The organism is Bacillus songklensis (genome assembly GCF_042649685.1).
Lineage (GTDB): Bacteria > Bacillota > Bacilli > Bacillales > Bacillaceae_H > Bacillus_BA > Bacillus_BA songklensis.
The window spans coordinates 34,218-50,554 of sequence record NZ_JBHRZT010000039.1 but is presented as its reverse complement, the minus strand read 5'-3'; the positions used below and the strand labels follow the sequence as shown (position 1 = coordinate 50,554).

Annotated in this window: 11 protein-coding genes; 6 read left to right on the top strand and 5 right to left on the bottom strand. The window is 43.6% G+C overall.

The features are described from left to right. Window positions 1–19: 19 nt before the first annotated feature. On the bottom strand, window positions 20–1,612 hold the full coding sequence (locus ACFOU2_RS09225; RefSeq protein ID WP_377914396.1) for a long-chain-fatty-acid--CoA ligase: 1,593 nt from the start codon (window positions 1,610–1,612) through the stop codon (window positions 20–22). A gap of 194 nt (window positions 1,613–1,806) precedes the next feature. Between ACFOU2_RS09225 and ACFOU2_RS09220 the strand changes: the two genes are divergently transcribed. The 6 genes from ACFOU2_RS09220 (at window position 1,807) to ACFOU2_RS09195 (ending at window position 3,933) form a co-directional block, all read left to right on the top strand. Beyond that, entirely contained in the window at window positions 1,807–2,028 is a 222-nt protein-coding gene (locus ACFOU2_RS09220; protein ID WP_377914394.1) for a spore germination protein, read from the top strand. A 41-nt stretch (window positions 2,029–2,069) separates the two neighbouring features. Further along, a complete protein-coding gene (locus ACFOU2_RS09215) occupies window positions 2,070–2,315 on the top strand; it encodes a spore germination protein GerPB (protein WP_377914392.1) in 246 nt (81 codons plus the stop codon). Between the two features lie 71 nt (window positions 2,316–2,386). Next, window positions 2,387–3,055: a spore germination protein GerPC gene (gene gerPC, locus ACFOU2_RS09210; RefSeq protein WP_377914390.1), complete on the top strand. Its 669-nt coding sequence runs from the start codon at window positions 2,387–2,389 to the stop codon at window positions 3,053–3,055. A 4-nt stretch (window positions 3,056–3,059) separates the two neighbouring features. Then, the gene (locus ACFOU2_RS09205; RefSeq protein ID WP_377914388.1) at window positions 3,060–3,236 is read left to right on the top strand and encodes a spore gernimation protein GerPD; all 177 of its coding nucleotides are present in this window, start codon (window positions 3,060–3,062) and stop codon (window positions 3,234–3,236) included. Window positions 3,237–3,248: 12 nt separating this feature from the next. After that, window positions 3,249–3,635, top strand: coding sequence for a spore germination protein GerPE (locus ACFOU2_RS09200; RefSeq protein WP_377914386.1), 387 nt, complete (start codon window positions 3,249–3,251; stop codon window positions 3,633–3,635). A 76-nt stretch (window positions 3,636–3,711) separates the two neighbouring features. Then, window positions 3,712–3,933, top strand: a complete 222-nt coding sequence (locus ACFOU2_RS09195; RefSeq protein ID WP_377914384.1) for a spore germination protein — start codon at window positions 3,712–3,714, stop codon at window positions 3,931–3,933. Between the two features lie 104 nt (window positions 3,934–4,037). Here ACFOU2_RS09195 and ACFOU2_RS09190 read toward each other — a convergent pair whose 3' ends face one another. The 4 genes from ACFOU2_RS09190 to addB all read right to left on the bottom strand — a co-directional run bounded on the left by ACFOU2_RS09190 (window position 4,038) and on the right by addB (window position 16,011). Next, window positions 4,038–7,436, bottom strand: coding sequence for an AAA family ATPase (locus tag ACFOU2_RS09190; RefSeq protein ID WP_377914382.1), 3,399 nt, complete (start codon window positions 7,434–7,436; stop codon window positions 4,038–4,040). Next, the gene (locus ACFOU2_RS09185) at window positions 7,433–8,617 is read right to left on the bottom strand and encodes an exonuclease SbcCD subunit D (RefSeq protein WP_377914380.1); all 1,185 of its coding nucleotides are present in this window, start codon (window positions 8,615–8,617) and stop codon (window positions 7,433–7,435) included. Before ACFOU2_RS09185 ends, ACFOU2_RS09190 begins: the two co-directional genes overlap by 4 nt. A 145-nt stretch (window positions 8,618–8,762) precedes the next feature. Further along, window positions 8,763–12,518 carry a helicase-exonuclease AddAB subunit AddA gene (addA, locus tag ACFOU2_RS09180; RefSeq protein ID WP_377914378.1) on the bottom strand — a complete coding sequence of 1,252 codons (3,756 nt, stop codon included), beginning with the start codon at window positions 12,516–12,518 and terminating at the stop codon, window positions 8,763–8,765. Then, window positions 12,511–16,011, bottom strand: a complete 3,501-nt coding sequence (gene addB / locus ACFOU2_RS09175) for a helicase-exonuclease AddAB subunit AddB (RefSeq protein WP_377914376.1) — start codon at window positions 16,009–16,011, stop codon at window positions 12,511–12,513. Before addB ends, addA begins: the two co-directional genes overlap by 8 nt. Window positions 16,012–16,337 lie beyond the last annotated feature (326 nt).

The following is a 16,337-nucleotide window of genomic DNA, read 5'->3' as shown; positions in this document are numbered from 1 at the left end:
ATTAAGCCTGCTTTTTGTACTAGTTGATAAATCTTCCAGCTTTCCCGGCCGATTCCCAATATTGATTTCGCAAATGAACTTTTTGAATTTTTCCAGAAGCGGTTTTAGGCAGTTCATCGACAAATGTAACACCCGTAACTGCCTTAAAATGTGCAAGCTTTTCCCTTGAGAAAGCGATGAGTTCTTTTTCCGTTACTTCGGCATTCGGGCGGAGAACTACAAAAGCATGTGGAGTTTCTCCCCATTTTTCATGAGGGGCTGCTACGACTGCCGCTTCCAATACACCATCATGCTCGTATAAAACTCCTTCTACTTCAATAGAAGAAATATTTTCACCGCCGCTGATAATGACATCTTTTTTACGATCCACAATATCAATGTGGCCATATTCATCGATTGTGGCCATATCACCCGTATGAAGCCACCCATTGCGAATTGCTTCCATTGTGGCCACGTAGTTTTTCCAATATCCCTTCATTACGCCATTGCTTCGTACGATCACTTCACCGATTTCCTTTCCGTCATGAGCAATCTCTTCACCGTAGTCATTCACGACCTTCACTTGACACCCAATCATAGAATGGCCTGCTTTTGCTTTAATGCGATACTGATCACTTAACGGTAAGGAAGTCAGGGTAGAACGAATGGTTCCTGAAAGGCTGAGCGGGGAAGATTCTGTCATTCCATACACTTGAATGAACTCCCATCCGAGCTCTTTCTCTACTCCTGTGACAAATGCAGGAGGGGGTGCAGAGCCCGCAATCACGACACGAACATCTTGTTCAATTTTAGGAACGTGTTCTTCGTAATATTGCAACAAAGCATTCAAAACGGTAGGTGCCATATGCATCACTGTTACACCGTGCTTTTGAACCAAATCGAAGATAGCGGATGGCGTTGCTTTACGAAGGCAGACATGAGTAGCACCGTTCGCTGTATAATAAAACGGACTCCCCCATCCATTGACATGGAACATCGGCAAAATGTGCAAATATATATCATGGTCGCTTACACGGATATGATGCATTGCACTTAAAGCATGTAAGTAGTTATTGCGATGTGTAAGCATGACCCCTTTCGGATTTCCAGTTGTACCACTTGTGTACAGCAAACTGCATACATCGTCTTCATCAAGCTCTTCCCTTTCAAATGGCCTTCCATCAAATCGGAAGAGCCACTCGTCATATTGAAGGTCTGTCCCATTTAAGGCCTGTCCGTGCACAATAATGGTCTCCACCGTTTGAAGCTGGTCTTTAACAGGAGCAATATTCTCATATAACTCGTAATCGACAAACAAGATTTTGCTCTCGCTATGATTTAAAATGAATAGATAATCCTCCGGCTTTAAACGAATGTTTAACGGGACCATAATAGCCCCTGTTTGAAAAATGCCGTAAAAGCCTTCCAGCATTTCAAGTGTATTAGGAGCTAAATAAGCTACACGATCTCCTTTCTTTATCCCTAACGAACGCAAGCCGTTGGACAGTTGATTGACACGTTCTTGCAGCTGCACATACGTAAAGGATCTTTTCCCATCGATGACGGCCGTTTTTTGTCCGTACAGCGAAACAGCACGGTCTAAGAATTCCGTTAATAGAAGTGGTACACGCATAAGAGCATCCCCCATTCATTTATATGAACAATTCCGAATATAAAAACATTTTAGCACAGGTGTCATTTTTTGTCACAAGAAAATGTAAGCGTTTTACATTTTCTGCTATTAACATCTTAGACATCCTGGGCATTCACCCTTATAGCCCATCTTACATATGATGGTAGCAGAAAATGATTAAAAGGATGTTTTATATGCCAGCATTTGTAGGGGCAATCAGTATCGTGAATATTGGTAGTGCAAGTGTTTTCCATATTGGGGATGTATATGCCATTTCTCCAAAAGCCACAGCCAAAACATTTGCTGGTGCAGGCTCCTTCAATACAGGGGATGGCTTACGCGTTTATAACCAGCAAAGCTCGACTAATGTCAATGATAAAGATGTTGCAGATCAAAATATTGCCGCTAATGCTTAGAGTAACCATGCGGCATCCTTGGCGCCGAAGGAGGGAATCATTTGAACTTTTATGTCAACCAAAGCATATGCATTCATTCCTTGAGGATCAATGCGGTTACAAATGCTTCTGTTTTACAAATTGGAAGCTCCGGACTGGTAAGAACAACAGCCAATTTATTTAATACGGGAGGGTTTACAGGGCCTGCACCTGAGGCGAAAAAGCTCCAGGCCCCTCTTATCCCGCTTGAGGGCGGACAACAAGTACCGGGATTGATTCCGTTTACAACGACCCCTCCCGGTCGTTAATTGATGCTCATTTATTCTCTTTTCGCGTCATATGTTAAGGTATCCATGTACTAAATGGAAGGATTGATTCAATGGATTACCTTCAACAACTTCACCACTACGTTCAGCAGCTAGCTGCCTATATACAAAGACAAAATGACAGGATTCAAAATTTAGAGCAGAGTATAGCGCAATTGAAAAATCAGGTAAAAGAATTGGAAGAGAAACCAACAACACAAATAGAAAGAATTGAATATAAATTTGATCAACTAAAAGTTGAAACGCTGGAGGGAACTCTTAATATCGGGTTAAATCCTACAGTACCGGAGAGTATTGAGGACTTCAATATCGGGACGCAGCTTCCTCCAGGAACCGTTGACGCTGAGGCACAGATCCCTCCAGGGTCTATCAGTCCAGGTTTTTCACCTGGTACAAGGGAGATTCCGACAGAATGGGTCGATGACATTCATGAACAAGTGAAAAGGGAATTGGAAGAACAGGGAACAGACATTATTAATGCCGTCTTAGAAGAACGTCAACTAAAAATCGCCGATCCTTATTATGAATTCATTATTGAAGATATTAAAAAACAATTGAAGCAGCGTGTTGTTTTTCACCTTCAGGAGCTTGATCCCGCATCAATCAATATAAATGAACAAGAATTAAAATTGAATATAATAGCAAAAGTAAGAGAAGAAATTACCAGAGGAATCCACGCCTTTCTAACCTATCTTCCTGATTCACTAAAAAAAGGAGGTTGATAGCATGAACTTTACAGTCATCAATCGAGAATTATTGGTAGGCGATATCAAGCTGGTAGCTGTTTCATCATCATCCTTGTTTTTTGTGGGGGATACGCAAAGCATGACACTTGCTTCTGCATTTGATACTCCCGCTGAATCGCTCATCATTGGCCCGTTTGTCCCATTATCAATCTCATAGGGATGGTTATTCATGCAAAAACGTATGTCTTGTGTTAATAAGCTTGATATTATTACGATTCTTTTCGGTTCCATCTGTCAGATCGGTGATTCTGTTTGCGTAGATGCCAATTCAAAAGTACTGGCTGTCCAAAGGGAGTATCCTCTTTTTTATGGACGCGAAGGAAGATTTGAAGATTATACTGTTTTCAGGGAGCCCTTTACTCCTCCCAAACCCAGGTTTATTAATATGTGCGTTCAAAATGAAATTCCTGTTATTAAAGTCAATAATATAAAACTCACCGCCTTATCTACATCGTCCATTGTGCATATCGGCTCAAGCGAAACGGTCAATATGGAAGCCCGCGTTAAAAATATTCGTCAATTGATTGGGGAACGTACTCCTCCAAACAACCCGTAAAGGCGAACATCTACAAGTTTCATTCATATACTAAACTAACACGAAAGACGTATTAAAAAACAAAGGATGTTTAATTATGCCCGCAATTCTTGGTCCAGTACAAATTAACCACGTCAGTGGAGGTGCAGTTGTGACGTTCGGAGATACATTTTATGTCTCCCCCAAAGAAAACTCTAAATCAGCACTTGGCGCAGGGGCATCTAATACGGGAAACTTTTTCGTTGTAAACAATGGACTTTCAGCTACTAATGCGATTGATCCAGACCTTGCCGATCAAAACTCTGCTGGAAATGCCTAAAGAAAAGAAGCCCCATTTTCAAGGAGGCTTCTTTTCTTTAGGTCATGTTAGGATTGTTGTTCTTTTTTCGCCATCTTCCTTCCATCTTTCGGCTCTATCCATCCTTACAACGTTTCAACCGTTACTCTCGTTCCTCTTCCTGACGGCTCCGCAGGATCTACAATAAGCCGCTTCGGCAGTCTTGCCCTTAGCTCTTGAACATGACTGATAACCCCTATCGATAATTGCTTAGATTGAAGCTTTTCAAGCGAGGTTACTACCGTGTCCAATAACTCCGCATCAAGCGTACCGAATCCTTCATCAAGGAAGAAAAACTGCAGAGGATATTCCCCTCTCAATTGAATTTGAGCGGAGAGCGCCAGTGCAAGAGCCAAAGAAGTCAAAAACGTTTCTCCACCTGATAACGTCGTAACGGGGCGCTTCACACCACCGTTTGCATCGTCTCTCATAATGAAGCCCCCCTGTGAATCGACTTCAATTGCATAACGCTGTCTCGTCAATATCCCAAGACGCTGAGACGCATCGCGACTTACGCTCATTAGCTGTTCTTCTGCAATGAACTCAACAAAACTGTTTCCTTTAAACACACTTTGCAGCTTTTGATGTTGAACAAGCAAAGAGTCTAGACGTACACGCTCAGCATCGAGCTCCTGGAACCGTTCATGGCGGCTACGGATATCCTGCAGCGCTTTTTGAGCCGCTCCTTTTGTCTGAACCGCTTCACGAACACTTTCCTGCAATTCTGTACGAAGCTCTTTCAACTCAGTCCATTGCTGAACTGTCAATATTTCTCCCTGCAGCCGCTCTTCTAAACGTGCAATGACATTTTGAAACTCTCTTATTTTATCCCAAAACTCATGAATGGTTTCTTGTAAAGCTTCCACTTGTTCTTTTGGAATAAACGCTTGTTTCACTTCTGCCAAAGAAGCGAACATCGTTTCTTGGCATTTGCTTTCCCACGTTTGTTTGGCCTCTTCGTATTGAGCCTTCAGCTCTTGAAGGGACTGCTCCAACGCTTTCGTCTCACTGTCTACTTGTTGGTAAATGCGCTGGTTATACTGCCATTTTTCATATGCTCGTTCTTCAGCGGAAGACAAGGCCTCAATGGCTTGTACGGTTTTCTTCCATAATACTTCGGCATTCTCTTGCCCCACAATTTTTTTTAATTGAGCTTCTTTCTCTGCCCGTAACTCTTGCTTGCCTGAAAGACGAGCGGTCAGCTCGATATTCTGTCGGTCCAGCTCATTGTTTTCTGCTGTTAGCCGCTGAATTTGCTGTCTCTTTTGTTCCAAGAAGGTAACACTTGTCTCAAGGCGTTCTTTTAACTGCTGCTGTTGGTGATCTTTTGCTGAAACCTCTTGCTGCAGCTTTTCCATATGATCCAGCTGAAATGGCGCAAACTGCTCATTCCAGGCGGCAGTCGCCTGTTCAATATTATGTTGAATTTGCTTCACTTTTTCTTTTCGCTCCTGTAAATCCTCTTGATAAAGAGCGAGATGTGATGCGAACTGTTCTTGTTTGGTTTTTATCATGCGAAGCTGTTGAATAAAATCCTGATTATCTTCTTTCAATTTTAAATAGTCTTGCTGCAATGATTTTGCCTCTGTTTGAAACGCGTGAACCATGTTCTCTATCTGTTCAGGCTCCAGCACTCCCAACGGCTCAACCGCAGGCAAAGCAGCGAGACTTTCCACGTGTTCTCCAAGCTCTTCTGTCATCTGTTGTGCCGCTTGCTCAAACTGCATCTTCAATGAAGTAAAACGGGACTTTTCTTCCCGTAATACCATAAGGGATGTTTCTGCTCTTTTCAGCTTTTCCATGAGCTCTTTAATTAGTGATTGTTCTTTGTGTTGAGCGGGTGAAGGATGATGCATGGAACCGCAAACCGGGCAGGCTTTACCCTCCGCCAGCTTTTCTGTCAGCTGCAATGCCAAATATATGGATTTCTCTTCTTCCGCCTGGTGCTTCAGTGTTTGAATATACTCTTCACTCGCGGCTGTGGCTTGTTCGAATTCTTTCTCCCGCTCGCAGACAACATGGTAAGCCTGCTGCAATCGTTGAAATAATTCATTCCCTCTGACAATAAGTGACTCATATTTTTCATTGGTCGTTCCTGCTGCTCGCTCTGTTGATTTTATTTGTTCTTGTTTTTTTATGAGGCTTTCTGTCGCTTCCTTCAGCATTTGGCGCAGACGGGTCAGATTATGCATTTCATAAGAGGCCTGCTGTATTTTCTCACGATAATCTGCCGTAATTTCTGTTTGTTTCATTTCCTCTTTCAGTTGTTTTTGTTTTTCTGTTCCCTTTGTAAATAGGCTTTCTGCTTTCACTAATTCTGCTCTTTTTTCTTCGATGCACAGCTGAAGCTCCTGTTGCTTTTGAACGAACTGGTCAATCTCTTTGGCTAATTCATCGACAGACTGTTGCCATTCCTTCGCCTGTTCCAACTTTTCTTTACGTGCCGTTAATCCGGGCTCTTCTCTTAATCTCGCTTCTCTTTTTTCCTTGTACAGCATTGTCGCTTCTTCATACTGCCGCTTTGCTTCTACTAATTGTTCCTTTAGCTGCTGAAGATGCGCTTGTGCTTGGGAGCATCGCCTTTGAACTTGTTCGTATGCTTCCATATACGGCTTTAAGCCCTGTGCCCGCAATGCTCTTTCTAGAGTGTGTTCCTGTTCTCGGATGGCCTCTTTCTTCTGTTCTAGAACGGCAAGTTTATGCTGCATTTTCTCTTTCTCTTGCTGATATTCCCATTGCTGCTTATATTGCTCATATTTTTCTTCTACTTCTGCCAATTCTCTCTCCCTTTTTTGCAGCAATACATCGCAGCTTTTCAACTCTTCTTCCGCTTCTTGCAGACGTTCTGTGGATGCATCTCCCAGTCCTGCCTGCTCAGCTGTTACCTTATCTAAATCACTGCTTAACTTTTGCACTTTTTCACGAAGCTTTTTATTGAGACGGTCTCCGTATTGTTCCAAATTAAATAAACGCTGGAGCATTTGCCGGCGTTCTACACCTTTTAAGGAGAGGAATTCGGCAAACTTCCCCTGTGGCAAAACGACCGCTCTTGTGAAATCATCGATCGTCAAACCGAGCAAATCTTGCACTTGCTGATTAACATCATTGGTTTTATCCGCTAGTACAAAACGCTCTTCCTGCTCTTCGATCAAGCGGCTTGTCGCTGATTTCACACGCAGCTCATCCGCGCGTTTAAAGCTCCGCTCTACCGTATATCGCTTTTTATTTTCGGCATTTTCCAATTCGAATGTAAAAGAAACTTGCAATTCTTTTTCCGCATGATTTAAAACACCTTGCGTATTGTTTGCCGCTCTTTCTACTTTTCCGTATAATGCCAAGGTCATCGCATCCAAGATGGAAGATTTTCCACTTCCCGTCGGTCCAAAAATCCCGAACACGCCGCCGCCGCAAAGTGTTTCGAAATCGATCACTTGCTTTTCACGAAAACTATGAAGCCCTGCAATCGTTAACGAGATTGGTTTCATCGCTCCTGCTCCTCTCCATCTGATAATTCTTCATGGACTAATGATAAAAACAGCTCAATGAGCCCATCGTCCGGTTGTGCACCGCCTGTTTGGCGTCCGTAGAACCTTTTAAATAATTCGTGGATGGGAACGTTTTGCTGAGCGTTGGATGTCTCCTGCTCGTTTACTTCTTCAAATATTGGACGAATATGAACAAATCCACTGTGCAATTTACGCAAGCGATGAATCTCTTCAATGGACAGGGCGTCCTTCAAATGGATTTCCAAATCAATCCATGCTTCTTTGTCCCGCCCTTCGTCAATCCAGCTGTACACTTCCGCTAATCCATTCTTTGCCTTCCATCTCACAAGCGGCTTTCCGCTTGTTAAATACACTTCTGTCAACTCGACCGGTGTGTTGGGTTTCGCTTCTATAATAGTGACAGACTTGGTGTATCCTGATTCGGAAAAACTGTATGCAAGGGGTGAACCTGAATAACGTGCCATTGTATTGGCCCGCTTAATGTTTTGCGGTCGATGTAAATGTCCGAGCGCTACATACTGCGCAGCTTCCGGAAGACTCGAAGCGGCTACAGTATATGCGCCCCCAACCTCAATCGGGCGTTCTGAATCGGTGGAACTTCCCCCCGCTACATAAATGTGGCTCATAGCGACATGAACCGCATTAGAAGTAAATTGTTTGCTCATCGCCTGAAAAATCCCTTGAATGCGTTGGTCATAAGAATTACGAATGGTCAATTCATCATTTTCGTCGGATAAGAGCTCTTTTAATCGCGATTCCGATGGATATGGCAGCGCAGCTACTTCAAGCAATTCTCCTGTTGTCGGAATATGAATAGATTGAATGTTTGTTGTCGGCAATCCCAGCAACGTAATGTTTTGCTCTGTCGCCAATGGTGTAGCTGCTGCCAGGCGATCCGGACTGTCGTGGTTTCCTGAAATCACCGCAACAGGGCGCTTTCCTTTACTCGACAGTCGAGAGATGCTTTCATAAAAAAGCTGTTCAGCCGCTGCGGGCGGATTCACCGTATCAAAAGCGTCCCCTGCCATAAGGACCACATCTATTTTTTCTTTTTCTACCATCTCTGCAAGCTCGTCCAAAAACTGCGCTTGCTCATCAAGACGGTTGCGTCCCTCTAATGTTCGACCTAAATGCCAATCGGCTGTATGCAAAATGCGCACATTTTCCTTCTCCCTTCTTCCAACCACTTCATTACTTGTATTTTATCATACGAATTTGAGTCATAAGCTAAAAGAAATCATCGCCCACAGCCATGGTTGAGTTTCAACGATTCGGCGTGAATGATGATTTCTTATGTCCGCACCTTTATAGTTCAATCGCCTGACTGCCATCGAAAAAGTACAAATAACGCGCTGCAAGGGGACGCTTTAAGATACGCTCTATCGCCCTGGCATATAGGCTTATTTGTATCTGATAACGATCAAGCAAATACGGCTTGGCCCGCTCAAAGTCTCCCTTGAATCGATCAGAGACGTTATCTGTTTTAAAATCAACCAGCACAAGCCCTCCTTCATCTTCGAATAAACAATCGATGACCCCTTGAACAAGAACAGTTTCTTCTTTTGGTGCACTCCATGTCGCATATGCTTCAGAAGCGGGCAGCGATAAACTGAACGGCATCTCCCGATATACATGTGTGGCACACTGAAGTCTTTTGCCGATATCAGTTTGAAAGAATGCAACAATACTTGCAACATCGATTTCAGATGCCTGTTCTGCTGTCAGCAGCTCTCTCGTTACCATCGATGCCACCAGTTCCCTAACGAGATCAATCGTTATATCCTTATGCAACGGTACATGCTGCATAACAAGATGCATCGCGGTTCCTCTCTCAGCCGCTGTTAACGATTTTTCCTGCATAAATCTCGGGCGGTCTGTAAGCGGAGCACGGAACTTGCGAATAAACGCTTCATCGCTGCTATCTTCTGTTAACTGGCGCTGATGTTTAATTTCAGATACAGACTGTTTTGAACGATGGACAGCAGCAGCTTGAAATGCATACTGCCACCTTAATCTCGTTTCCACTTCGTTCTTTTTTGCCCCTTCAAGAGGGACACGTTTTCCTTCCTTCAATGCCTTCAAAAGCTCTTCATGATCGAGCTGATCTTGATGAGTTTCATCAGCAAGATGCGAGGCATGAATCACCTCAATTTTCCATGAAGAAGGATGTTCATATGCTTCTTGTAAGGCGGGAGTTTCTTCTTCTCCCAGTAACAGCCCGCTATGCTGATGACGGATAACTGAAGGTCCAATCCAATCTAAATATGACTTCGCTCCAGTCCGTATATGAACGGGCAATATCCATTCCGGATGCTGCAAGACGCTTTTCCACTTCGTTAATGCATTTGACAGCTGACCGACAGTCCCAACTAACAAAAGCTTTTCTTTTGCACGAGTGAGCGCAACATACAGAACGCGCATTTCTTCAGCCATGCTTTCCTTTTTCATTTTACGCTTGATTGTCTGCTGAAGAAGCGTTGGATAGCTGACTCTTAATTTTGGATTAACAAGCTTCGATCCAAATCCCAACTCTTTATCAAGCAAATACGATTGATGCAAATCCATCATATTAAATTGTCTCGACAGTCCGGCCACAAAGACAATCGGAAATTCCAATCCTTTACTACTGTGAATTGTCATCAGTCTCACGACATCTTCTTGTTCCCCAAGAGCTCTTGCAGCTCCCAAGTCATCCCCGCGCTCGCGCATCCGTTCAATGAAACGCAAGAACCGAAACAATCCTCTAAACGATGTTGATTCATATTGGCGGGCACGATCATACAACGCCCGTAAATTAGCCTGGCGTTGCTTTCCACCCGGCAGACCGCCGACAAACTCAAAGAAACCTGTATCACGATACAATTGCCATACAAGGGAAGACAATGCTCCCTGGCGCGCTTCTGTTCTCCATTTTTGCAGTGACTCGTACAAGCGGAACACTTTTTCATAAAGAGTATCATCTTTCATGGCCTCTGCCATGAAAGCTTTCATCGCTTCATAATACGTGCCTTTTTTATCGGCAAGACGGATGCGTGCCAGCTCTTCATCTGTCACACCTACAATCGGGGAACGCAACACGGCGGCAAGCGGGATATCTTGATATGGATTATCGATGACTTGCAATAAAGACATCATGATGGTCACTTCTGTAGCATCAAAATATCCTTTCGCCAAATCTGCATAAATAGGGATACCATGCTGTTTAAATTCCTCCATGATTTGCGGCGCCCACGGCATGGAACGAAGCAGAATGACAAAATCACGGTATGTCACGTTTCTCATCATATCTAACTTACGATCATACACCTGAAATCGATTTTGAACCATTTCTTTGATTTTACGTGCCATTACCCGCGCTTCAAGCTGGGCTGTCTCCAGTTCCGCTTCCGAAAATCCTGCCTGAGCCTGGTCACCTTCCTCTTCACCATCAGCAGGCAGCTCCGGCTGATCTTTCGTCACAAGCAGCAACTCCGTTTCCATTCCTTCTGTTTTTGGATAGCTTGCTCCTAGCTTTAAAAACGCATCATCGTCATACTGAATTTCTCCGACTGTTTCATCCATAATTTGATGAAACACAAAGTTTGTTGCATCCAACACTTGCGAGCGGCTGCGGAAGTTTTTATTTAAATCGATTCGCAGTCCGGAATCATCTCCCTGCTGGGTAAATCGTTTATATTTACTTAAAAACAAAAACGGCTCGGCTAAGCGAAAACGATAGATGGACTGCTTTACATCCCCTACCATGAAAAGATTCCCGGTCTCTTCTTCATCCTTTGTCACGAGCCGAATAATCGATTCTTGGACCATATTTGTATCCTGGTACTCATCTACTAAAACTTCTACAAACTGTACACGGTACTGTTTGGCTACTTCTGAAGGAATCAGCTCTTGCCCGTTACTGTTTTCATCCCTCAGCACTTGTAAACAGTAATGTTCCAAATCAGAAAAGTCCACAAGTCCTTTTTCTTTTTTCACCGCTTCATATCGTCTTCCATATTCTCTTACGAGTGAAACGAGCATTTCCACAACAGGTTTCATCGTTTTTAAGTCTTCCAGATAGGCATAAAGAGGGCGTGCAAATAGCTCGCTCTGTATTTTTTCTAAGGAGGCCTTTGCCTTTTTTCGTAAATCCGCCATCTTGTCAATCAGCTCCGAATCAAAACCATCTCCTTTGCAAGGCTTTAATCTTGAGAAAGAAAGGGACTGAAATTGTTCGTGGAGCATAGAAAAAGACACATCGGATGCTTCTATTAATCTTGTGACTTGTTGCAAATCATCCTCGATATTAACGGCACGCGGTGTCGGTCCACCTGGTACTTTTGTCAGCATTAACGCTTCTTGCAGCACCGCTTCTATACCTTGAAGCTGCATCCGTACTTCATCTAGCAAAAAGGCTATAAACGGAAGAGAATCTACTGTCGTCTCCTCTGTCACTCCATATTGACTGATGAGCTGCTGCAGCCAGCGGTCAGGATTGGGATTCGCTCTTGCAAAATCATAAAGCTTGCGCACGATTACTTGAATATCATTGTCACTGCGGTCACTCGTGTAGCGATCGATGACATCAAAAAATCGTTCATTATCTTCTATGCTGTATTGCTCTTCAAATAGATCATCCAGCACTTCTTCCCGAATCAATTCAGCTTCTGTATCATCAGCAATACGGAAACCCGGATCCAAATCAATCATGTAATAATACTTGCGAATCACTTCCAAACAGAAGGAATGCAAAGTGGAAATCGAAGCGCGGTTTAACAAGCTTAACTGGCGTCTCAGATGAAGCGATGAAGGATTTTTCTTTAATTCTTTTTCAATCGCTTCGCCGATTCGATTGCGCATTTCTGCCGCTGATGCATTTGTAAATGTCACAACAAGCAAACGGTCTACATCAATCGGATGCTCGTCCGATAATAATTTTCGAATAATCCTCTCTACCAGGACAGCCGTTTTTCCCGAACCGGCCGCTGCCGCCACCAGAATATCCTGACCTGACGCGGCAATCGCCTTCCATTGATCATCTGTCCACTGGCTTCCCTCCGGTTTAGGCATCCATTTACTCATGCTCGGTTTCCCCCTTTCTCAATTTTTCTAAAATCAACTCGGGCCTCTCTGATTTCAAATGGCGGTAATCATGCTCTTCCATTGATTGATCAAACTGACAGACAGAACGGAACGCACAAAACTCACAAGGTGTTTTATCCTTCAGCTTATATGGAGAAATGTCGATAATTCCGTCTGTAATCCTCGTGCCAATGTCTGTAAATTGGCTGCGAATATGTTTTCTCAAATCGTTAAATTGCTGTTCATCCGCTACCGAAGAGTTGGAATAAAAGCCTCCGCCTTTCTTCAGGCCGGCAGACACAATGCGTGAATGCCCCGTCTCAATTGTTTGGTCCATTAATCTTACGGCTTCTTCGTCACCCAATAGCAAGCCTTTCATCTTAAATCGTTTGAAGATTTCTTCTTCAATTTCATCCAAAGACAATGCTTTGGAGCTGTTAATCATCGGATTGTGAACATGGAAATATAAGATACCAGCCGGTAAGGCACTTTGTCCATTTCCTAACAGCTTCTCTGCATACGTGATCACGACATCCAAATAAGCAAGCATTTGAAGAGCTAAACCGTAATACACTTCTACTAAATTCAGGGCTTTATCGCTCGATTTGTAATCCACGATCCGCAGTAATACACCTTTTGAACTTTCTGCTTTATCAACCCGGTCAATCCGGCCGGCCAGCTCCATCGTACTTCCATTCGGCAGCGTAAACTGCATGGCCGGCAGCGGCTGATCCGGACCGAATGCGAGTTCCAAGCCGATTGGAGCAAAACCGCTCGCTCTCGCATGGTCGCTTAACACAAGGGAAGCTCGCTCAATAATCTGCTGAAGTTTATGCTTTAAATAATGGTGACGATTGGAACTTAATAAAATTTCATTTTGCAGCTTTGGCGCAAGCTCGTCCACCACATGATGGGACAGCTGTTTACATTCGCTGTTCGTTAAATGACGCCAATCGCGCTGATTAGCCCGGAGCTCTTCTGCCATCATTTTTAATGCAGCATGGAACAATTCCCCGATATCAGGCGCCTCTAAGCGAAACACTTTTCGCTCTTTTAAGCGCAAACCGTGTGAAACGAAATGCGAAAACGGACATGCCTGAAATTTCTCCATTCTCGATACACTTGCTTGAATGTGTTTTCCGTATAAGGATATACTCGTTTCCTTCGTCAGACTTTTTGCTTCATTACGGTAAAATAAGCTGCTTAGTACACGGCGACTATAAGTATTCCATTCTTCATCGTCCGCATAAAAGTTGTAGGCGTCCCACCAAATGTCATCAACTGGATATTGTTTCTTCCATGACTGTAATTGCCCTGCTAAATACGTTAACGTCATAAGCGGATTGGAAACATACTGAAGCTGCTCTTCTGGTGCCAATTCAGCCGGCTCTTGCATTAGAAGCTGTTCTTCGATGAGAGGGAACATATCTTTCAAACGGTTCACCACCACAGATGGAAGAAGCGTTTTTCCCTCTTCATTGGCTAGTGGATAGCTTATATAGAGCCTTTTGGACGGACTGACAAATGCTGAATAAATATAAAACTGCTCATCAAATAATTGCTGTTTACTGCTTGGAGCCAATTTAAATCCCGACTGCCATAAATATTCACGCTCTTGATCTGACAAAATCCCATCTTCTTGCGGTTTAGCCGGAATAACCCCATCATTTACCCCGAGGACAAACGTAGCTTTAATGTTTGAGAAACGGGATCTTTCAAAGCTTGCTACTAGCACTTGATCAATCGCAGGAGGGACTAAAGCAAATTGCATCGTATCCAATCCGGTTTCCATGACGCTTGTAAACAAATCGACAGAGATCTTTTCATCCCCCATCATCTCCACAAACTGATCAAACAACTCAATGACTGCTTTCCAGGCCTGGTCATGTCCCCTTGAAGAATCCAAATCCCCTTGCTTCTCGGACTCATCTCGCCATTTTTCCATTTTCTTTGGAATATCAAGCATCACTAAATAGGAGTAAAGCGCCTCACACATCTCTCTTCCCGATTTTGCCTTTTTCAATGAATCTTGCAGCTGTTTGAGCGGTCTGACAATGAGCTGGCGCAATTCGTTGATTTTCTCCTCAAATTCACGCTCTTCGTCTGTTTGCGGAATATCCATATCTTCGAGCGAGCGGTAACGACGGTATTTCCAGTTCTCCTCCATCGTCCATTTCATTCCTTGAATTCCATAGCTCAATACGTAGTTTTCGAGTCGATCCATCTCTTCCCTTAATAAGGATGCATTAGCATCAAACGGAAACAACAAATCGGTTTTAACACAGCGAAAAATCGGCTCATATCGCCATACTCCATTGGCCACTTCAAGGCTTGCTCGGATGAATTCAATAAGAGGATGATGAACCATTGCACGCTTTCGGTCTTGGAAATAAGGAATCTCATAGTCCTGGAAAATCGTATCAATTAAGTCACCATAGTCATGGCCATTGCGAACAACAAGAGCAATATCACGATATCGATAGCCCTCTTGACGAACAAGTTCACGAATTTCACGTGCCGCTCCTTCCACCTCTGCACGGCGGTTGACAGCGGACATGAGCTTAATGTCCCGTACAGGCTGCTCAAATGGAGCAGTTGGTCTGTCATCAAAGTATTTTTCCAAATGATACAGTCCGGGAGCTTCTTCAAACCGGACTGCTTTAGTCAATGTAATTGGCTCTTTCATCTCGACTTGCTGATCATGCGCTAGCTGACAAATCGTCTGATACGTTTGGGCCGTCATGTGAAACAAATCCATTTCATGCGGCAGTCGATGTTCGTAGCCCGGATCGACTGTCAGTGCGATCGTGACAGAGGGACATGTTTTCATTAGTTGGGTGATGACTTCCAATTCTTGAGGCGTAAAACTGTGGAAACCATCAATGTAAATTGAAGCATTCTCCAAATAAGAAGAGTGTGGAACCTTCTCTGCCAATAAGCGCAAATAATCCTCCGAATCTATATATTTATGCAAGAGCTGTTTTTCCAGTTCATCATAAATTAGTTGAAGATCATGAAACTTATCCCCCAATACTTTTTGTGAATCGTGAAGCAGCTCTTCCTGTTTGTTTTCCAGTGCATCGGCATTTAAGCAGTAACGCTTGAATTCTGTCAGCATCCGTTCCAAGTTTTCAATGAACCCCGTTTTTTCAGAAGCGTTAGCAAAGATTTTCAGTTCTTGCTTACGTTTTTCAATGATTTTCCTAAGCATCATGCTGATGCCGGTACTATCTACATGATGGCGGCTCATCCCGCCCACTTCCTGTAAGATGCGCCAGGCCAATCGAGTTAAGCTGAATACTTGCGCACGCATCATTCCGTTTAAACCAGGCGTTTGAATGAGCGCATATTCAGATTGGAAAGTCATTTGCTCCGGTACAATATAAATAATAGGTGCTCCGAGCGGCTCATGCTGCAACGTTTGGCGAATGGCATTTAAACAATGTTCGGTTTTGCCGCTTCCGGAACGACCAAGTAAAAACTGAAGTGCCATAAACATCCCCCTTTTGTTTATTACGATCTATAACCATTAACGACTTCAATCCGGGCTTTTATGGGCTGTTATCACCCGCTTAGCAAAGCTTGAAGCGGAGGCCTTACTACTCGTTAGAGCGGGATAAAACCGATAAACGTCACGCATGAAACGTGACATAAGAGAATGACTCAAAAGGTGTAAGAAGCATACCCTTTGAATCTTCCTCCTGAAAGGACCCGTCATGAAAATCCAGCAACATCAAGGGATTCAGTGACGGGTCCTTTCAATCAAAATCAACTTTTGTGATTGATTGGAGACTTATGGGACAGCCTCTTTTTATTTAT